This is a genomic window from [Borrelia] finlandensis (genome assembly GCF_000181875.2).
In the GTDB taxonomy this organism is placed as follows: domain Bacteria; phylum Spirochaetota; class Spirochaetia; order Borreliales; family Borreliaceae; genus Borreliella; species Borreliella finlandensis.
The window spans coordinates 1-19,328 of sequence record NZ_ABJZ02000005.1 but is presented as its reverse complement, the minus strand read 5'-3'; the positions used below and the strand labels follow the sequence as shown (position 1 = coordinate 19,328).

Here is a 19,328-nt window from a genome sequence, read left to right as displayed (position 1 = left end):
ATTTAAATCTTTTCGTAGTAAACTCTGTATATTTTATTTCCAAAGTCATCTGTAAAAAGAATTGAACCGTCATAATATGTGATTATATCAACAGGGCGTCCAAATTTAGAGTTGTCGTGTTTTAAAAACCCATATAAAAAAGTTTTGTAATTTTTTGCTGTTCTGCTTTTAGAATCAATGTCTAGTGTTGTTATTTTGTAGCCAACAGGAGAAGATCTGTTCCACGAGCCGTGTTCTGCTATGAATAATTTATTTATGTATTCTTTTGGGAAGTTATTTCCCCGATAAAAGTGTATTCCAAGTGGAGCTACATGTGCGGGAAGTTCGTAAATAGATGGACTAAACTTAGTGTTTTTGGGTGCTTTGTTATAAAAACCGTAATTTTTTTGATTTTTTCCAAACACATAGGGAAATCCAAAATGTTCTTTATATTCGGTTATTACGTTTATTTCATCTGGGGGAATGTCGTCTCCTAATCTGTCTTGGCCATTGTCGCTAAAATATATTTCATTGCTAATTGGATGAAAATCAAACCCAACTGAGTTTCTCACCCCAAAAGCTACTATTTCTTCTTTTTTTGTTTTTAAATCAATACTAAGGATTACTGCTTCTTTTTTTAGGGGAATTTTAACATTATGCTGGGATCCTATATTTACTATTAATTTGTTATTTTTAGAATCTACTTTAATGTAACGTCCTGCATGCATTTGAGAATTATTTTTTGGCAAAAGTGAAAAAATTTGCATTTTCCATATATAGTCTTTATTTGATTTTATGCTTTTATTAATTTCTTCTTTTACATTTTCAACTACATATATTTTATCGACAGAAGATATGTAGAGCTTATTATCCCAATAAGCAATACCAATAGGTTTTTGCAAGGTTTTTGCTATGGTATAAATTTTTTTGTTTTTTGTTACAAGGTATGCAAAAGTGCTTCCAGATCCTATGAATATATTTCCATCTTGATCGCTTGTGATTCCTCTAGGTTTTTCAATTGTATTGTTTAAAAAAATTTCGACTTTAAATCCATTAGGAACTTTTAGTGTGCTTATTCTTTCTTCTGCTGCTATAGTTACAGATGAGATTAAGAAAATAGTTGTAATTAATTGAAAATAGCTATTTAAAAATTGATTTTTCATTTAGTGTCCTTTTTTTACTTAAGGCTTTTGCTTTAAAGTGTTGAATGTTTCTGTGTAATATAATTTATAATTTAATTATATGATAAATAAGATTCATGGTAAAGTTATAGAAAAAAAAGAATCTAGTTTAGTTTTAATGACTACTGTTTTTGACTTTGAGCTTTTAGTTAGTGCATTTTGCCTTGCTAATTTTAATTTGTCAGACAAAGTTGAGTTGTTTACTTATCTTTATACGAGAGAAAATGAATTAAAACTTTTTGGATTTTTAAATTCAGATGAAAGAGAGATCTTTAAGGAGCTTATTGGAGTAAGCGGAGTAGGCCCAAGGGCTGCTTTAAGAGTGTTATCCAATATAAGGTATAATGAGTTTAAGGAGGCTATTGATAGAGAGGATATTGAACTTGTTTCTAAAATCAAAGGCATTGGTAAAAAAATGGCTGGTAAAATGTTTTTACATCTTCAAGGTAAGCTTTTGATTAATAGTGAGCTTGAATCCACTGGTCTTTTTAGATTTAAAGAATTAGAAGAATCAATTGTTAGTATGGGATTTGATAGAAAAATTGTTAATAGCAAGATTAGAGAGGCTTTCAATTTAGCTGAATTTGCAAATTTAAAAGATTCTGAAAAGGAGCAGTTTTTATTTAAGGAGGTTTTAAAAAGAATATCGAATTAATTGTTAGTTTTTTATAGTTATAAAATAGTTTTTAAGGAATGTTTATGAAAGACGAAAATAGTATAAGCTTTTTAAGCTCTAATGAAAATTATTTATATGATAAGAGTGAAAATGAGCTTAGGCCTAAAGTTTTTGAAGATTTTAAAGGTCAGGTTAATGTTAAAGAAACCCTTAGTATTTTTATAAGAGCTTCTAAAGAGAGAGATGAGGCCCTAGATCATGTGTTTTTAAGCGGCCCACCGGGTCTTGGGAAAACTACTCTTGCAAGTATTATTGCCTTTGAGATGAATGCTTCTATTAAGATTACTTCAGCTCCGGCTTTTGACAAACCAAAAGATATTATTGGAATTTTAACAGGTCTTGATGAGAAGAGTGTTTTATTTATTGATGAAATACATAGGCTCAGACCAATAATAGAAGAAATGCTTTGTATTGCCATGGAAGATTATGAGCTGGATTGGGTAATAGGGCAAGGAGCCAATGCAAGAACTGTTCGAATGCCACTTCCAAAATTCACATTGATTGGAGCTACTACTAAACCAGGAAAAGTAACATCTCCACTTTATTCGAGATTTGGAATTACTGCAAGATTTGAACTTTACAGCGAAATAGAGCTTGTTGAGATAATAAAGAGAAATTCTCTTATTTTAAATATTGAAATAGAAGAGGATGCTGCTTTTCTTCTTGCAAGAAGCTCAAGAGGGACTCCTCGTATAGCAAATAGACTTTTAAGACGAATAAGAGATATTGCTCAGGTAACTGGAAGTTTGGTTATTACAAGTGATATTGTTTCAATTGGGCTTGAAATGCTTAGAATTGATGGGGAAGGCCTTGATGAGCAAGATAGAAATATTTTAAGAAGTTTGATATTGAAATTTAATGGAGGACCTGTAGGTGTTGATACTTTAGCTATTTCTGTAGGAGAAACAGCAGATTCTCTTGAAGACTTTTATGAGCCTTATTTAATTATGAAAGGATTTATCAGTAGAACTCACAGAGGTCGTAAAGCTACTGAGTTTGCATACCTTCACTTAAACTTAGAGATGAAAGAGGATGGTCTTAATGAAAACCAAAGAGTTTCATTTTAATTTATCCCATTCTTTAATAGCGCAATATCCAAGTGAAAAAAAGAGAATCTTCAAGGTTAGTGGTGCTAGAGCCTCAATTGCAAAAAATTTACCATGAAAATTCTATAAACAATATTTTAAAATATAGAAATAGTAATATTTTTAATAACTCAAAAGTTAGAAAATCAAGAATATATGCAGAATCAGAGATGAGCAGTAATGTTTAATTTTAAATAGAATTGGCACTAATTTATTCACTACGTTAGTTTCTAAGTCAAAAAAGCAAATTATTGGCAATTTTTACAAATTCCCCGAAGGGTTAATGTGTAAAATTTTGTCAAAAAGTAGTAGTGAGGTTGTTTTAAAATTTAACAATGATGTTGGTGAAGATTATTTTGAAAAACATGGTTTTGTTCCTTTGCCTCCTTACATTAAAAGAGATTATGATAAGATAGATGAAAATCGATATCAAACTATTTATTCTAAATATGTTGGATCTGCAGCTTCTGCAACTGCAGGGTTACATTTTAGCAGAGATTTGTTTTCTGCTCTTTTGAAAATAACAATATTGAATATGATTTTATCACTCTTCATGTGGGGGGCTTGGGACTTTTCTTCCTATAAGATCTAAAAAAGTTGAAGAACATAATATGTATTTTAAAACTTTTTTAATAAAAGATTTTGTGGCTGAGAGATTGCAGAATGCAAAACTTCTTGGTAAAAGAATTTTGTCAGTTGTTACCACAGCGCTTAGGGCTTTGGGGTCATCTTATGATAATAACCTTAAGAAATTAAAACGGGTCAGCAAAGTACAAATCTTTTTATTTATCCTGGCAAGAACTATTGTTTTAAGTTTGTTGACATGCTTTTTACAAATTTTCACACACCTCAATCTACTCTTTTGATGCTGGTTTCTTCATTTGCAGGCAAAGATTTTGTGTTTAGTTCTTATGAAGAAGCTATAAATAAAGGTTATAAATTTTTTTCTTATGGTGATGCTATGTTAATTCTAAATCATATATAGATATTAGTTGTAAATTATTTTAATATTTAATTTATGATAAAGGCTTAATTAATTAATTAGGAGGAAAATGTATGAATACTTCTCTTTTTAAGCAGGAAAGGCAAAAGTATATTCCCAAATTACCAAATATTTTAAAAAAAGATTTTAATAATATTAGTTTAGTTTATGGAGAAAATACTGAAGCAATTCAAGATAGGCAGGCTTTAAAAGAATTTTTTAAGAATACTTATGGATTGCCAATTATAAGTTTTACCGAAGGTGAGTCAAGTTTATCTTTTTCAAAAGCTTTAAATATTGGAATTATTCTTTCTGGAGGACCTGCTCCTGGGGGACATAATGTTATATCTGGTGTTTTTGATGCAATAAAAAAATTTAATCCAAATTCAAAGCTTTTTGGATTCAAGGGAGGCCCTTTAGGCCTTTTGGAGAATGACAAAATTGAACTTACTGAGAGTTTAATAAATTCTTACAGAAATACTGGGGGTTTTGATATTGTATCTTCTGGGAGAACAAAAATAGAAACTGAAGAACATTATAACAAAGCTTTATTTGTTGCTAAAGAAAACAATCTTGATGCAATTATTATTATTGGTGGTGATGATTCAAATACCAATGCTGCTATTCTTGCAGAGTATTTTAAAAAGAATGGGGAAAATATTCAAGTTATTGGAGTTCCAAAGACAATTGATGCTGATCTAAGAAATGATCATATTGAAATTTCATTTGGTTTTGATTCTGCTACAAAAATTTATTCTGAGTTGATAGGTAATTTGTGCAGAGATGCTATGTCTACTAAAAAATATTGGCATTTTGTCAAACTTATGGGCAGGAGCGCATCTCATGTTGCTTTGGAATGTGCTTTAAAAACTCATCCAAACATTTGTATTGTATCTGAAGAGGTTTTAGCTAAAAAGAAGACTTTGTCTGAAATTATCGATGAAATGGTGTCTGTTATTTTAAAGAGATCTTTAAATGGAGATAATTTTGGAGTAGTTATAGTTCCTGAAGGTTTAATTGAGTTTATTCCAGAAGTTAAGTCCTTAATGCTTGAATTATGTGATATTTTTGATAAAAATGAAGGTGAGTTTAAGGGGCTTAATATTGAAAAAATGAAAGAAATTTTTGTTGCCAAGCTTAGTGATTATATGAAGGGAGTTTATCTATCTTTGCCTTTGTTTATTCAATTTGAACTTATAAAATCAATTTTAGAAAGAGATCCTCATGGGAATTTTAATGTTTCAAGAGTTCCTACTGAAAAATTGTTTATTGAAATGATTCAATCAAGATTAAATGACTTGAAGAAAAGGGGAGAATATAAGGGAAGTTTTACTCCGGTTGATCATTTTTTTGGCTATGAAGGCAGAAGCGCTTTTCCCTCTAATTTTGATAGTGATTATTGTTATAGCTTAGGTTATAATGCTGTTGTTCTTATTTTAAATGGTCTAACAGGCTATATGTCTTGTATAAAAAATCTAAATTTAAAACCAACAGATTGGATTGCAGGGGGAGTGCCTCTAACAATGTTGATGAATATGGAAGAAAGGTATGGAGAGAAAAAACCTGTTATAAAAAAAGCTCTAGTTGATTTAGAAGGAAGACCATTTAAAGAGTTTGTTAAAAATCGTGATAAGTGGGCTTTAGATAATTTGTATTTATATCCAGGGCCTGTACAGTATTTTGGCTCTTCTGAGATTGTTGATGAGATAACTGAGACTTTAAAGTTAGAATTATTGAAGTAGTAAATTTATGTTTATTGGAAGCCTGTTGTTGCTTTTTAGTGTTTTAAATGTTTATTCAAATTCACTTGATTATTTCAAGTTCAATTTTAATTATTTAAAGTTAAGTGATGCTAAAAGTTTGCCATTGCAAGACAAATCGACTTCCAATGGCAATTTTGTTTCTCATAAAAAAAATAATAATATGTCTGTTGCTGATAATGACGATTCTTTTCTTTATAAAAATATTCAAGAGAATAAAGCTTTAAATCTTGAGAATGATCTTGAGTCAAAATCAGCAAAAGATTTTTTTAGGTTTTCAGCTATTAGTATTGGATCTTTTCCAATAGTTTTATTTTTGAGCTTATTTTTTTTTGATGTGGGCTACTATTTTTATAGCGGAATGAATGCAAATTACGTTCCATATCCTTTTTCAAATGGTCCTAGTTTTTCAAAAGATGAGATTTATAAAAAATTTATTGTTTCAGCTTCTATTGGAGCAATAATTGCATTAACCATTGCTTTGCTTGATTATTTTCTTTAATGATATGATAAGACTTAAGAGAGAATTTACCGTTAAAGAAAATGCTTTAAGATTGGATCTTTACCTATCAGGCAATTTTGAAGTTTTTACCAGAAGTCAGATCAAAAGAAGAAATGTAGAAGCGTTTAAAAAGAGTAATGGAAAATTTTTAAAGATAAAATTATCCAAGCCTGTTTTTAAAGACGATGAAATACTAATTGAATTTGACGAGGAGAGTAGTCAAGTTGATTGCCTTAGGCCGAGTAATATCCCTATTGTTATAATTTATGAAGATTCCAATGTTATTGTTTTGAATAAACCACAAGGAATTTTGAGTCATCCTGGAATATCACATTGGGATGATACTGTTGTAAATTTTCTTTTATATCATATAAAAAGCTTGAAAATTAATTTTAATGAAGAAAAAATTAGACCCGGAATTGTTCATAGATTAGATAAAGATACCTCTGGAGTTCTAATTTGTGCAAAAAACATTAGTACCTTAAGATTTTTAGCTCAGCAGTTTAAAGATAAAAGAACAAATAAAGTTTACATTGCAATTGTTAAGGGTAATTTTAATAGTTTTTTTGGAAGCATTGAATCTTTTATAGATAGAGATAAACACAACAGGAAAAAATTTAGTGTTTCTAAGGATAGAGGAAAAAAGGCATTAACAGAATATAGATTACTGCTCAATTTTGGGGAATATTCTCTTTTAGCTTTAAAGCCTAAAACCGGCCGTACTCATCAATTGAGAGTTCATATGAAATATCTTAATTTTCCAATATTGGGAGATGAGGTTTATGGCAGAGTAGATGGCAGTTTGAAAAAAATAACGCTGATGCTTCATTCTTATAAGCTTGAAATTGATGTTGGAAAAAATTCTTTTAAGAAATTTATTTCTGAATTTCCCAAAAGATTTGTTATTTTTTTGTCGAATTTTTACAAGAGTGATGAATTAAATTTGATTATTGACAATTTGGTTCTTTTTTTAAGAGATTTTTAATTTTAAATTTCTTGTTTTAATGAGATTGGGTCAGTTATTATTTTACCCCCAGTGATTTCATTAGTGTTAATAACGGTAATGAAACAATTTGGATCAACTTTTTGTGATATATATTTAATTCTTGATAAACGCATTATTGGGACTACTATAAATACTATAGTTTTTTCTGTTCCTGCCCAAGCACCTTTTCCGTCTATTAATGTAGCGGCTAATTTTAACTTGTTTGTAAGAAGATAGGCAATTTCTTTTCCTTTATCCGAAATGATTAATATTGCTTTTTGATTGCCAAATCCAGTACTTGTTTTGTCTGTCATAATAGATGTTACAAATGATGCTATTAGTGTATAAAGGGCTATTTCAATATTAAAGAAAAAGGTTGCAAGTATTAATACCACAAGATTAACTACGAAGTTTGTTGTTCCAATACTAATTGAATATTTTTCTTTAATGATCATAGCAATTATATCTGATCCCCCTGAAGATCCTTTGCCCTTAAATATTAGCCCAAGCCCAAGTCCAGAAATAAGTCCAGCTAGTATTGATACCAGCATCATATCATTAAGATGTATTTTATTTTGTAAAAACTGGGAGTGGTTTATGATAATAGAATATAATCCCATTGAAATCCAGCTTTGAATTATAAATGTTAGGTTTAAAAATTTTATTCCAATAAGAAATAATGGTATGTTTAATGCAAATATTGTCCATCCCAAATTGAAGCTTAACAGGTAATGCAGCATTAATGAAATGCCCCCAATTCCACCACTAAGAAGTCCATGAGGAATATACAAAACATTGGTGGAAATTGCCATTAGCGCAGATCCTAAAGTTATTTGTATTGTGCTATCAAATATTAATTTAGGATTTTTAGTTATAGTCTTTAATTTTTTTATTAGTATTAGAAATAATAGTTTGAGTTTTTTTTTAATTCTACGACAACGTATCTTTTTTTTCTTTTTCATCTTAATGTTAGAGCCACTTTTAAGCTACAAGCTAGTAATTTACTTGAATTCTATATTAATTTTGCAAAAAAAACAATTTTATTCACTTTTTTTATTTTTTTTGATATCATGTTCATGAAACTATGGCGATGAATTATGCAAGATTTGCAGTATTAATAGTTCTGCTTTTTTTTTATATTTGGTTTTTTATTATCCTTAGGATGAAAAGAACTAATCTGTTTTTGTTAGAAAAAATCCAAAATGGAGCAAAAATTTTGGATATTCGGTCTCCCAAAGAATATAGTAAGTCTCATTATTTTAAGTCAATTAACATTCCTTTTAATAATTTATTTGCTAAAAAGGATAAATTAGGTGATTTTGAGTCCCCAATAATTGTTTATGGTAAAAGTTTTAATAAGTCTTACGAGGCTAAAAAAGTTTTAAAAAGCATGGGATTTAAGAATGTATTTGTTGCTGGTACCTTGAAAGACATGCCACAAGCGAAAAAAGAAGTTGTTTGATGGCTAAGATTATTGGGATATCTGGTGGTTCTGGAAGCGGAAAAACTACAGTTGTAAGCAAGATTAGTGAGTTTATTCCAGAATTTGTCCTTATTTCTCAAGATAATTACTATAAGAGTGTAGGCGATTATGAGCATGAATTTTCTAAGGTAAATTTTGATCATCCGGATGCTTTTGATAATAATTTGTTTTATGAACATTTAAAAAAATTAAAAAAAAATAGTCCAATAGATATGCCTCTTTACGATTTTATTAATCATAAAAGACAACTTAAAACGGTTTTGGTTGTTCCAACTCCTGTTGTTATCGTTGAGGGTATTATGATTTTTGTTGAAGAGAGAGTAAGAAATTTAATAGATCTTAAAATATATATTGACACCCCCAATGATATTAGATTTATTAGGCGTTTAAGAAGAGATATTTCCAAAAGAGGACGTACTGTGGAATCGGTGATTGATCAGTATTTAGATACCACTAGATGGGGTTATTATAGATTTATTGAGCCTACCAAAGAATATGCTGATCTTATTATTCCTGAGGGAGGTCACAATGATAAAGCGCTCTATGTGCTTTCAACGTTTCTTAAGTCTTTAAGTAAGGAAGGGTTAGATTTTACCTAAATTAATGATATTGGGTAATAATCTATCTCAATATAAACAGTGCTTGTCATTTTTACCTTTTCTTTTGTCTTGTTAACTAGTTTTTCAAGCAGGCTGTAGGATTTTGACAAGTATATTATATTGTATCTGTAATTTTTAGATATTTTCTTCATAATAGCTTCTGATGGGCCTAAGTGTTCAATTTCTTCTTGCAAAAATTCTTTAGATTTTTCAAAAAATTCCCAACATTTTTGTTTAGCAGATTCTTCATTTTTGCTTCTAAATATTATTCTAATAATTTTGTTAAACGGCGGATAGTTCAATTTTTTTCGTATATCTAGTTCTTCTTCGTAAAATTGTTCATATTGGTTCTTATAAGCATATTTTATGGCATAATAATTGGGATTTTTTGTTTGTATAATAATTGTGTTGTCATCCTTGAATCGTGCGGCTCTTCCCATAATTTGTGAGAGTGTTGTAAAAATTCTTTCACCACTTCTAAAATCAGGCAGTCCCATTCCAATGTCAGCGTTGATTATACCTAGCGTTTTTATATTTTCAAAATTAAATCCTTTTGCAATGATTTGTGTCCCGATAAGTATGTCTATTTCTTTATTTTCGAACTTATTTATTGAATCTATATTTTCTATTTTTGTAATATCAGAATCTATTCTTGCAATTTTTGCATTTGGTAAAAATTTTTTCAATTCTTTTTCAACAAGCTGAATTCCATAAGTTTTGTATTTAATGTCTTTTGATTCGCATTGAGGACAATGGCTTGCTGTTTTTGTTTTATAACTACAATAGTGGCATAAAAGTTTGTTTTCTTTTTTATGATAAATCAAACCAAATGAGCAATTTGGACAACAAATTATATGCCCACATTCGTTGCATTCGAGATTTTTTAGATATCCTCTTTTATTAATGAAAATCAAAGATTGTCTTTTTTCATTTAAACTTTTTTGTATACTGTATAATAGTTCTGATGAAATTGTGCTAGGTTCTTTTTTCATATTTATTATTTTTATATCTTCTATTTTGCTTTGAGAGAATTTGTTTTGCATTATTATTTTTTTTATTTGGTTATTTTTCATTGCATGGTATGCTTCAAGAGAAGGCGTTGCGCTTCCCATTACAAATTTAGCATTAAATTTTTTTTGTAAAAAAAATGATATGTGTCTTGAGTGAAATCTTGGAATGTTTTCAGATTTGTATGTAGTTTCGTGTTCTTCGTCCATAATTATTAATTTCAATTTGGTGAAGGGTAGTATTAAAGCACTTTTGATACCAATGACAACCAGGCTTTCTCCATTTTGAACTTTATTCCATATTAAATTTTTATTAGAATTCGGAACTTTGGAGTTATATTCATAAATTTTATGGTGCATATTTAATGCATATTTTATTCTTTTTATTATTTGATATCCTAATGATATTTCAGGAATCAAAAAAAGCACTTGTTGTTCTAGTGCTAAATAGTATTCACACAATTTGATAAATATTTCAGTTTTTCCAGATCCAGGTATTCCAAAAAGGTAAAAAACATTAGTTTTTTCTGACCCGATAATTTCTTTGTAAATATTTTGTTGTTCGTTGTTTAGCTCAAGGCATTTTTTATGATCTGGATGCTCATTTATTGAAGATAATGTTTGATTTTTTTTAGCTTTTGAATTTTGGGGCAACCCAAAGAATAAAGTTTCTCCAAATCCCGAAAATGTTTTTTTACTAATCCAATGTGCTAAATCAATGTTATGTTCTGTTATTATTTTAGTTGTATCTATTATTTTAATAATTTCTTTTATTTTAAATTCAAATTTTTCTTTAAATTCGTTTTCAAAATATTTTTTAATAATTATTCCAATTTTATTGGAGCCATTAAAATTAACCATTACTCTTATTCCAATTTCTAGATTTAAGTTAAATTTGTAAAAAAAAAGTTTATTTAAAGGAATATTTATTGCTATTTCATAGTAATAAGTTGAATAATAATGCTCAACCATATTTTATTATGCCTTTTATTATTTTTAAATCTTGCCATATTTCTTTTTTTAATTCTGGATTTTTTATTTGATTTGTAGGAAGATATGTGAAAACTAATGGAATGCCTTTAAATCTCAGCTCTATTCCTCTTACAATGTGAATTCTTAGTGGTTGATTTAAGAAAAAATCTATTTCTTCGCAAGATAAAATTGCTTTAGGATTTTTGTTGCTGATCTCTAAGTTAAGTGATTCAATAGTATCTATTATTTTATAATTATATATGTTTATGCTTTTGCACCATTTTGTTATAATATCCCTTGAAGGTTCGTTGAGATAGTTTTTGTTTACATATATTATGATGTGATCGCTGATACCTTTTTCTTGTAAGCTATTATTTAATAATATGTTTTTTGAATTTTGGTTTTCCAAAGGTAATTTTGCAGGTTCTTTAATATTTTCGTTTTTTTGATAAATTTTAGTGTTTTTAGCTTTTTCTATTTTTTGTTTAATTTCATTGTCTATTTCTTCAAAATTTTCTGTAATTTTGCCTTCTATATTATTTGTCAATATTTTAAGTAAAAAAAGTTTTTTAGTTAAAACACCATTATTCATAGTAAACTCTGTCTAAAAATAAAGCATTTGCAGGCGCAGTTGTTCTTGCAAGGTTTCTATTTTTTGATTTTAGTATTGTTTCAAAAGTAGAAATTGATTCGTTTTTTATTTCAATGTCCAGCATTGTGCCTATTATTGATCTTACCATTTTCCACAAAAAAGAAGATCCTATTATTTCAAAAATAATATATTTTCCTCTTTTTTTAAATTTGGCAAAATGTATATGCCTAAATTTAGATTTGCTTTTATCTTTTATGCATGAAAATGTGGTAAAATCATGTTTTCCAATCAATGTTTTGGCCATTTGGTTTAAATTATTTATGTTTAGTTTTTTATTTACATAGTGAGCTTGATAGCCTTCCCAAGGATAGTAGTTGTCGTTGTTTAATATAAAATAGCTATATTTTCTTTTTTGAGCGCTAAAACGTGGATGAAATGAATTTTTCACATACCTGAGCTTTAGTATTTTTATGCTGTTTTTTAATAATATTGCATTTAAAGCTTTTTTTAGATTGTTTAGCTGAATATTGATTTTTATATCAAACGTTATTATTTGTCTTTTTGCATGAACGCCTTTATCTGTTCTTCCGGATGAATGAATTTTTACTTTTTTTTTGTTGATTTTCGTTAGAGCTTTTTCAATTTCTCCTTGAACTGTAGGCTTTGTTGGTTGTATTTGAAATCCATGGTATATAGATCCGTCATAAGCGATTTCAGCCAATATTTTTTTCATTTATTTAAGATTTTTCATTTCCTTTGATATTTTAAAGTAAACTTCTTTGATTTTATCTAAAAGTATTGAAGGCTTTTCTTTTGAAAATTTACCCATGCCTGCTATTTTGGAAAGAGTGGTTTTTATGTCGTTTAATTGTTTATATCTGTATTCTTTATTGTCTTTATTCCCATAAAAGTATTCTAGAAGGCCTGATAAGTATAGTACACTATCATAGCCATAATTTTTATCTGTATCTGGGCCAAACATGGTTGATGCGCTAACAGGTTCTGAATTGTCTTTATCTTTTTCAATAACTAGTTTATAAAGGTATGCAGCTTTGTGGTAAAATATTTTTTGAAGATAATTATAGTTTTTGTTTGGTTCTTCTTTTTCAAGGTCTTCGAATGTCCAAGCGGCTCTTATTGCTGATTTTGCCTGATTTAATGTGGGGTTATAATTCTTTTCTAGATGCTCATAACACAGCATGGCAAGAATATAGCTTGCAGCTCCTTCTTTTAATGTCCTAGGTTTGCTGAAGTTGATCATGTTGTCAAAAATTGTATTTATTTTTTTTCTTTCGTATTTTTTATTTTGCAAAATTTCTTTCTTATTTTCAGGGACTGAATTAAATTCGCTTGGGAATGCTGCAAAGTAGCATTTTGGGCATACTGTTATAGAATATATTCTAGGATAAATGTTGCCATATTTGTCGTTTTTTATATATTCTCTTTTTAGGTCAATTTTTAACTCCCCGGCTATTAATCTACTGCTTCCGGTCAAAAATTCTTCTTTTTGAAATTTAAAAGAGCATATAGGACACTCAATTTTTTCTTTTGTAAAATATGATATTTTTTTCATGAATTAACTTTCTACTATTACAAATGCAATAGCGTACTCCTTTTCATGGGATATTGTTAGGTATAGCTTTAAATTCATTTTTTTTGCAAATTTTTCAACTTCATTATGCAAACAAAACTCTGCATTTCCTTTTAAAGATTTTATTACCTCAATATCTTTAAGGGTATAATTTATTTTATATTTCAACAGTGGACTTAATGCTTTAATTAAAGATTCTTTAGCTGCAAATTTTCCAGCTAAACTTTCTATAATGCTGCCCCCCTTTAATTTAAAATTTTCAATTTCTTTATGTGTAAAGAACCTCTCCATTTTTTTCTTATTTTCTAAAAAATTTTTAAATCTTTCTACTTTTATTATATCACATCCTATTGACTTCATGGTTTGATCTCTGAGCTTTCAATTATTTCTAGTTTTATTTTTTTGGGTTCATAATCATATATTTCTGTTTCATTGATATTCTCTTTAAGAATTATATTTGCAGTAATGTTATAAATTCCGGGAGTTTTTATATCTGCTAAATCAAAAGCAAGGCTTATATTTTGATTGTTTATATGAGCTTTAATTTGTTTTTCAGAAAGTCTTGTTTTTATTTTTACGAACATTTTATTTTCTGAGTTTATTATTTTTTCTTTATCTTTAATTTCAAGGCCATTTTTAAGATTATTAAAAATAAGATTAGGAGATTTTATTGTTGTGTTTGAATATTTTTTATTTAAATAAATATTGACTACCACATGACTTTTTTCAAGCATAACTAGAGGATTTGGTGGAACTACTTCAAGATAATCTGATACAAATAGAGTTCTTGTGTCAAACTCTTTTACGTTGGTTTGAATGGTGTTTATTTTTTTGAGCTCTTGCTCAGGTCCATATACTAATAAATTCTCAGGTAATATATTGTATTTTGCAATAAAATATTCTCCTTTGCCATCTTTTTCTATAAGTTTAAACTTGGGCTCTATTTTAACTAATTTAGAGACTTTGTTATCAAGATTTAGCAACACACTTGTTTTTGAAAGCTTATATTCTGCAATGTGTATTGAGTTAAGATTTTTTATTTTTATTGGTAGCTTATAGCTTCCAGGAATCTTTATGTTTGATGCTTCAATAAATAATATTATTTTATTAAGATCAAGGTATTTTAAGTCATCTTTGTTGACTTTTATTGTAATCTTGATTTTGCTAAAGTCTGGTATTTTCCCAAGAGCTATTTGATCATTCAAGATAATTTTGAATTCTTTTTCAGTTGTTATTGATTCTATTTTATTAAAATTAAATGCTACAAACATTAAAATAGCTATTAAAATGGAAATAGCTTTGTTTTGCCAATCATCAAATAGCAACTTTATTATATTTATTATTTTTTTGCCTATTTTCATTATTTTACTCTATTAGCTCGAGATTTAACTTATTTCTAATTTCACTTAAGCTTAAATTGTATTCCAATTTTGCATTGATTGTAATAGAAATAGATCCAGTCTCTTCGGAGGTTATTATTGTTATTGCATCAGAATTTTCAGAAATCCCAAGTCCTGCTCTATGTCTTGTTCCAAATGCTTTGCTAATAGAATCAACATTAGATAATGGTAAAAATGAGCCTGCGTATTTTAATTTATTCTTGCTAATTATTACAGCTCCGTCGTGAAGAGGAGTTTCGCGCTCAAATAGTGATATTAGCAGTTCACTAGATATTAGCGCATCAATTTTAGTTCCTTTGTTTATTATTTGCTCCAACTGTATTTTTTTTTCAATGCATATCAAGCTGCCAGATTTGTTTTCAGATAGGTGTTTGACTGCTTTTAGGATTTCAGAAATAACTTTTAAAGTTTCTTCTTTTTTATTTGAAAGCTTAAAGGCCAAATTGAAATTTCCAATTTGCATTATTATTTTTTTTATTTCTTGATTAAAAAGTATGACTATTGCTATTGGTAATATGTTGGCTATATAATTTAACAGCCAACTAATAGTATAGAGATTTAAATAATAGGAGATAATTCCTACAGAGATGATGATCAACATTCCTTTTAATAGATTTGTAGAATAAGAATTGATTACGTTTTTATATATGTAGTATACTAGGATGCTAATTAAGCTTAGATCTAAGATTCTTGAAAAAGTATCTTTTATTTGATTTAAATCATTTATGTCTATCATAAATTTTCTACTCAATGTTAAAACACTGTACTTATTAACCTATATTAGTATAATATAAAATATATAAATAAGCACAGTTTGTAATTATTAAATTAAATTGTTTTTGAATTTATGAATGAAAGAGAAAATATTATAGCTTTAATATTTGATTTTGACAATACTCTTATTTATGGCAATATGCAGCAAGTACTGTTTGATGAGTATTGTGTTGATTCTTGTTCTTTTTGGAGAGAAGTTGAAGGTTTAGAGTATGTTTATAAGCAAAACGGTTATAATATAATTTCTAATGAAATGATATATTTATCCCATTTTTTAACCTACGTAAGGGAAGGGTTTTTTGAAAGTCTGGATAATAGAGCATTATTTAATTTGGGTGCTAAGTTAAGATTTTTTGAAGGGGTTATTGGCTTATTTGATGAGATATCTGAAATAAATAAGAAGTTGGAAAATAGTAATTCGCAGGTTAAAATTTACATTGTTTCAAGTGGGTTTAGACAAATGATTTTGGGAAGTAAAATTGCGCCTTATGTGAGTAAAGTGTGGGCATGTGAGTTTATAGATTCTTATTTAATGCCTTTTTACGAGCTCAGAGATGATAAATTTTCTAAAAATAAGATTTTAAGCAGTGTTTGCTACTTTGTAGATCATACAATAAAAACCAGAGTTATTTTTGAAATCAATAAAGGGTCTTATGAGAAGATTAATGAGAGAGTGCCAAAGAGCAAAAGACAAATTCCTTTTAAAAATATATTTTACATTGCAGATGGATTTAGCGATGTTCCGGCATTTGAAATCTTGAATAATATTTTGAAACATTGTAGAAATACTTTGACAGTGTATCATGGAAATGATAAGAATGCAAAAAAATTGTTTTATGAGAATAGAGTTGGAGATTTTGCTGAGGCCAATTATACTAAGGGTACTAAATTGTATAATTGGATAATGGAGAAAATTTGCTTGAGCGTATGATTCATGTAACTTACTTTTGTTTAGTTGATAAAAGCAGTAAAAAAACGAAAAGAGGGGAATATGCTTAAAGATTTAAATACAAATCAAGGGTTAAAGCCTTGGAGAGTGGAATCTGTTTTTTATTGTATTGTTATAGTTTTAATATTTATTGGGGCCTTTAAAATAGCAGAAGCCGTATTTAAACCTTTGGCTATTTCCATAGTGTTGGGATTTTTAGTTTATCCTGTTTATACTTTTTTAGCAAGATTCAAAGTTCCAAAATTTTTAATAGTTTTTATTATATTTTTTTTATTATTTTCTTTTTCTTATTTGATTTTTAGTTTTGTTTATTACAGCGTTACTGTTTTAATGAAGCAATTGCCATACTATCAAAACCAATTAGCATTTATCATGAAAGATGTGCTTAGTCGATATAAAGTTGATAGCTCTGTTATTAATGATGTGAATTTTTCTGGTTACATTTATCCTTTTCTAACAAGAGCTTATAATGAAATTATCGGATTTACAAGCAGTTTGGTAGTAGTTTTTTTGCTGTTGTATTTTTTGCTTTCAGAAATACATGTTTTTGAAATGAAACTTGATAAAGCTTTTAAAAAGCCGATATCTACTAGATTTATTGGGGCTTTAGATACCATTAATAATCAAATTGGCAAATATTTGGGAATAAAAATTCTTGTTAGTTGCTTAACGGGCATTTTAGTGTTTATTGGATTAACTTTGTTTGGGCAAGATTTTCCTCTTGTTTGGGCAGTTCTTTCCTTTGTTTTCAATTTTATTCCCAGCATTGGGTCCATATTGGCTGTGTTTTTTATTGTAATAACATCTTTAATTCAATTTTATCCAAATTTAAACATAGTGCTTTATGTTTTTATATATAATACTTCTATTCAAATGTTGATTGGAAATATTCTTGAACCAAAAATGCAGGGGAAAAGACTTGATATTTCACCATTTTTGCTCTTATGTTTTTTGTTTTTTTGGGGATGGCTTTGGGGTATCGTGGGTCTTTTAATATCGTATCCTTTTACTGTGATTGTAAAGGTAATAGTTGATAATGTGAGCTGGCTTAAGTCTTTTTCTGTATTTTTGGGTGGTTCTGAGATTTTAAGTAATATTAGCCATATTTCAAGTAAAGGTAAGGAGATTTGATTTTGAAAAGAAAGGTTATGCTTACGGGAGATAGGCCTACTGGCGCTCTTCATTTGGGACACTATGTGGGGTCTGTAGTAAATCGGTTAAAATTTCAAGAAGAGTATGAAACATATTTTATTATAGCCGATTTACATACTTTGACTACAAAGCCTGACTTGAAGAGCATCGGTACAATACCTTCTAATGTTAGAGAAATGGTTTTAGATTATCTTGCTTGTGGAATTAATCCTGATAAGGTTAGTATATATCTGCAATCAGCCATACCTGAGCTTTTTGAGCTTCATTTAATATTTTCAATGATTGTTACTGTTGCGCGCTTGCAAAGGATTCCAAGTATAAAAGACATGAGCATTGCAGCTGGACTTAAAGAGATTCCTTATGGCCTTTTGGGGTATCCTGTTCTTATGAGTGCAGATATTTTAATGACAAAAGCAAATTTAGTTCCCGTTGGGCGTGATAATGAATCTCATATTGAATTTGCAAGAGAGCTTGCAAGAAGGTTTAACCATTTGTACAAAAATAATTTTTTCCCAATACCTGAATCTGTTTTCACAGATTCTCGTCCTTTGGTGGGTATTTACGGCAAAAATAAAATGAGTAAGAGCCTTAATAATGCAATTTTTTTAAACGACGATGAAAATTTATTAGAAAAAAAAATTATGTCTATGTATACGGATCCAAATAGGATAAGGGCAGATATTCCTGGTAATGTTGAAGGTAATCCCGTTTTTATATATCACAGTTTTTTTAATGGTAATCATGAAGAAGTTGAAGATCTTAAAAGTAGGTATAAGAAGGGTAAAGTAGGTGATGTTGAGGTTAAGAAAAAATTGTTTTTAGCTTTGAATAGCTTTTTAAAACCAATAAGAGATAAAAGAAGTTTTTATGAAGCCAAAAAAAAAGATTACATTGATGAAATTATTTTTGATGGTACAAGCAAGGCGAGGTTTGTTGCAAATAAAGTAGTAAAAGATGTTAAGGATTTAATAGGGCTTTCAAAAACTTGGAATGGAATAAAATATAGTGCTGAGAAAAAATTTAAAAATGAAGAATGAAAATTATTGATTTTATGCTAGACTTATATTAGTAATTAACTTATTTAGGTAGATTTGCCTTTTTTATTAATCTTTTGTTAAATTCTAGTAGCTTGAACAAAATATTTCTTTTTGCATAAGCAACTTCGCTGAGCACTCTTGTTACTGGTTCTGTCTTTGAGATTCTCATCCATAAGGTTGCAACAATTTCTTTATTAGTTTTTAACAATACCTTTAATCCTCCCGAAGAATCTCCTGTTCTAATCTTAGATTGTCTTTTGCCTTCATAGTTAATGATTTCATAATCAACTACTGATAATTCTTGAAATAACTTATTGCTTTTTATCTCTTTAATCAATAGATTTTCATAATTGCTTTTTAAAATTTCTTGATTTTCTATTTTTAGATTTGTTAAATTGGCTTTCTTGGATGATACTATTACATTACTATAAAAATTTGTTGTATTTAAAATATCTTTTAAGTTGTACTTTTCTTTATAGTGGTTTTTAGACAATTTACACCATATTTGGTAAAGTTCTTTCATTTTTAATAATTTTACGATACTAAGTAAAGTAGTAATTGGGTCTCTTACCCTTGAAGGATGAATTATACATCCCCCATTTGATCCCTCTCCTGAGATTTT

24 protein-coding genes and 1 pseudogene are annotated in these 19,328 nt (G+C 28.5%); 15 read left to right on the top strand and 10 right to left on the bottom strand.

Annotated features, from left to right (window positions below; genetic code table 11):
• Positions 1-2: 2 nt before the first annotated feature.
• Entirely contained in the window at positions 3-1,142 is a 1,140-nt protein-coding gene (locus tag BSV1_RS01300) for a PQQ-dependent sugar dehydrogenase (RefSeq protein ID WP_008882697.1), read from the bottom strand.
• Positions 1,143-1,221: 79 nt separating this feature from the next.
• Between BSV1_RS01300 and ruvA the strand changes: the two genes are divergently transcribed.
• The 10 genes from ruvA to BSV1_RS01270 all read left to right on the top strand — a co-directional run bounded on the left by ruvA (position 1,222) and on the right by BSV1_RS01270 (position 7,150).
• Positions 1,222-1,815: a Holliday junction branch migration protein RuvA gene (ruvA, locus tag BSV1_RS01295; RefSeq protein ID WP_008882501.1), complete on the top strand. Its 594-nt coding sequence runs from the start codon at positions 1,222-1,224 to the stop codon at positions 1,813-1,815.
• Positions 1,816-1,859: 44 nt separating this feature from the next.
• Positions 1,860-2,903: a Holliday junction branch migration DNA helicase RuvB gene (ruvB, locus tag BSV1_RS01290; protein WP_008882584.1), complete on the top strand. Its 1,044-nt coding sequence runs from the start codon at positions 1,860-1,862 to the stop codon at positions 2,901-2,903.
• Positions 2,878-3,000, top strand: a complete 123-nt coding sequence (locus BSV1_RS07390) for an S-adenosylmethionine:tRNA ribosyltransferase-isomerase (RefSeq protein ID WP_008882322.1) — start codon at positions 2,878-2,880, stop codon at positions 2,998-3,000. The genes ruvB and BSV1_RS07390 overlap by 26 nt, the downstream gene beginning before the upstream one ends.
• Entirely contained in the window at positions 2,981-3,109 is a 129-nt protein-coding gene (locus tag BSV1_RS07385; RefSeq protein ID WP_008882398.1) for an S-adenosylmethionine:tRNA ribosyltransferase-isomerase, read from the top strand. The genes BSV1_RS07390 and BSV1_RS07385 overlap by 20 nt, the downstream gene beginning before the upstream one ends.
• Positions 3,109-3,513, top strand: a complete 405-nt coding sequence (locus BSV1_RS07380) for an S-adenosylmethionine:tRNA ribosyltransferase-isomerase (protein WP_342626640.1) — start codon at positions 3,109-3,111, stop codon at positions 3,511-3,513. Before BSV1_RS07385 ends, BSV1_RS07380 begins: the two co-directional genes overlap by 1 nt.
• A 19-nt stretch (positions 3,514-3,532) precedes the next feature.
• On the top strand, positions 3,533-3,787 hold the full coding sequence (locus tag BSV1_RS07555) for an S-adenosylmethionine:tRNA ribosyltransferase-isomerase (RefSeq protein WP_008882650.1): 255 nt from the start codon (positions 3,533-3,535) through the stop codon (positions 3,785-3,787).
• The gene (locus BSV1_RS07190) at positions 3,745-3,906 is read left to right on the top strand and encodes an S-adenosylmethionine:tRNA ribosyltransferase-isomerase (protein ID WP_008882671.1); all 162 of its coding nucleotides are present in this window, start codon (positions 3,745-3,747) and stop codon (positions 3,904-3,906) included. Before BSV1_RS07555 ends, BSV1_RS07190 begins: the two co-directional genes overlap by 43 nt.
• Before the next feature lie 71 nt (positions 3,907-3,977).
• Entirely contained in the window at positions 3,978-5,645 is a 1,668-nt protein-coding gene (locus BSV1_RS01280) for a diphosphate--fructose-6-phosphate 1-phosphotransferase (protein ID WP_008882506.1), read from the top strand.
• Between the two features lie 7 nt (positions 5,646-5,652).
• Positions 5,653-6,165 (top strand): hypothetical protein, encoded by a 513-nt coding sequence (locus BSV1_RS01275; RefSeq protein WP_008882572.1) that lies wholly within the window; start codon positions 5,653-5,655, stop codon positions 6,163-6,165.
• 4 nt (positions 6,166-6,169) lie between these two features.
• Entirely contained in the window at positions 6,170-7,150 is a 981-nt protein-coding gene (locus BSV1_RS01270) for an RluA family pseudouridine synthase (protein WP_008882681.1), read from the top strand.
• Positions 7,151-7,152: 2 nt separating this feature from the next.
• On the opposite strand, the gene BSV1_RS01265 is transcribed toward BSV1_RS01270, so the two are convergent.
• Positions 7,153-8,112 (bottom strand): YitT family protein, encoded by a 960-nt coding sequence (locus BSV1_RS01265; protein WP_039949449.1) that lies wholly within the window; start codon positions 8,110-8,112, stop codon positions 7,153-7,155.
• Between the two features lie 128 nt (positions 8,113-8,240).
• On the opposite strand from BSV1_RS01265, the gene BSV1_RS01260 reads away from it, so the two are divergent.
• The gene (locus BSV1_RS01260; protein ID WP_008882397.1) at positions 8,241-8,612 is read left to right on the top strand and encodes a rhodanese-like domain-containing protein; all 372 of its coding nucleotides are present in this window, start codon (positions 8,241-8,243) and stop codon (positions 8,610-8,612) included.
• Positions 8,612-9,232: a uridine kinase gene (gene udk, locus BSV1_RS01255; protein WP_008882515.1), complete on the top strand. Its 621-nt coding sequence runs from the start codon at positions 8,612-8,614 to the stop codon at positions 9,230-9,232. The genes BSV1_RS01260 and udk overlap by 1 nt, the downstream gene beginning before the upstream one ends.
• Here udk and priA read toward each other — a convergent pair.
• Genes priA through cdaA form a run of 7 tightly spaced genes read right to left on the bottom strand, consistent with a single transcriptional unit; the run spans position 9,229 to position 15,530 of the window.
• Positions 9,229-11,211, bottom strand: coding sequence for a replication restart helicase PriA (gene priA, locus BSV1_RS01250; RefSeq protein ID WP_008882765.1), 1,983 nt, complete (start codon positions 11,209-11,211; stop codon positions 9,229-9,231). The two genes, udk and priA, sit on opposite strands and share 4 nt — an antisense overlap.
• On the bottom strand, positions 11,204-11,803 hold the full coding sequence (locus tag BSV1_RS01245) for a uracil-DNA glycosylase family protein (RefSeq protein WP_008882338.1): 600 nt from the start codon (positions 11,801-11,803) through the stop codon (positions 11,204-11,206). Before BSV1_RS01245 ends, priA begins: the two co-directional genes overlap by 8 nt.
• Positions 11,796-12,536 carry a tRNA pseudouridine(38-40) synthase TruA gene (truA, locus tag BSV1_RS01240; RefSeq protein WP_008882465.1) on the bottom strand — a complete coding sequence of 247 codons (741 nt, stop codon included), beginning with the start codon at positions 12,534-12,536 and terminating at the stop codon, positions 11,796-11,798. The genes BSV1_RS01245 and truA overlap by 8 nt, the downstream gene beginning before the upstream one ends.
• A complete protein-coding gene (locus BSV1_RS01235) occupies positions 12,537-13,376 on the bottom strand; it encodes a DUF2225 domain-containing protein (RefSeq protein ID WP_008882537.1) in 840 nt (279 codons plus the stop codon).
• Between the two features lie 3 nt (positions 13,377-13,379).
• Positions 13,380-13,754 carry a holo-ACP synthase gene (acpS, locus tag BSV1_RS01230; RefSeq protein WP_008882602.1) on the bottom strand — a complete coding sequence of 125 codons (375 nt, stop codon included), beginning with the start codon at positions 13,752-13,754 and terminating at the stop codon, positions 13,380-13,382.
• Complete coding sequence (locus BSV1_RS01225) at positions 13,751-14,755, bottom strand: CdaR family protein (RefSeq protein ID WP_008882680.1); 1,005 nt, start codon at positions 14,753-14,755, stop codon at positions 13,751-13,753. Before BSV1_RS01225 ends, acpS begins: the two co-directional genes overlap by 4 nt.
• Before the next feature lie 4 nt (positions 14,756-14,759).
• The gene (gene cdaA / locus BSV1_RS01220) at positions 14,760-15,530 is read right to left on the bottom strand and encodes a diadenylate cyclase CdaA (RefSeq protein WP_002656665.1); all 771 of its coding nucleotides are present in this window, start codon (positions 15,528-15,530) and stop codon (positions 14,760-14,762) included.
• Positions 15,531-15,641: 111 nt separating this feature from the next.
• Here cdaA and BSV1_RS01215 point away from each other — a divergent pair, with 111 nt between their 5' ends.
• From BSV1_RS01215 to trpS, 3 genes are read left to right on the top strand one after another with little or no spacing between them, the layout of a single operon-like run.
• The gene (locus BSV1_RS01215) at positions 15,642-16,499 is read left to right on the top strand and encodes an HAD family hydrolase (RefSeq protein WP_008882691.1); all 858 of its coding nucleotides are present in this window, start codon (positions 15,642-15,644) and stop codon (positions 16,497-16,499) included.
• 60 nt (positions 16,500-16,559) lie between these two features.
• A complete protein-coding gene (locus BSV1_RS01210; RefSeq protein WP_008882434.1) occupies positions 16,560-17,648 on the top strand; it encodes an AI-2E family transporter in 1,089 nt (362 codons plus the stop codon).
• Between the two features lie 2 nt (positions 17,649-17,650).
• Entirely contained in the window at positions 17,651-18,706 is a 1,056-nt protein-coding gene (trpS, locus tag BSV1_RS01205) for a tryptophan--tRNA ligase (protein WP_008882783.1), read from the top strand.
• 40 nt (positions 18,707-18,746) lie between these two features.
• On the opposite strand, the pseudogene BSV1_RS01200 reads toward trpS, so the two are convergent.
• Positions 18,747-19,328 (bottom strand): annotated as a pseudogene (locus tag BSV1_RS01200) (phosphoglucomutase); the annotation flags it as partial.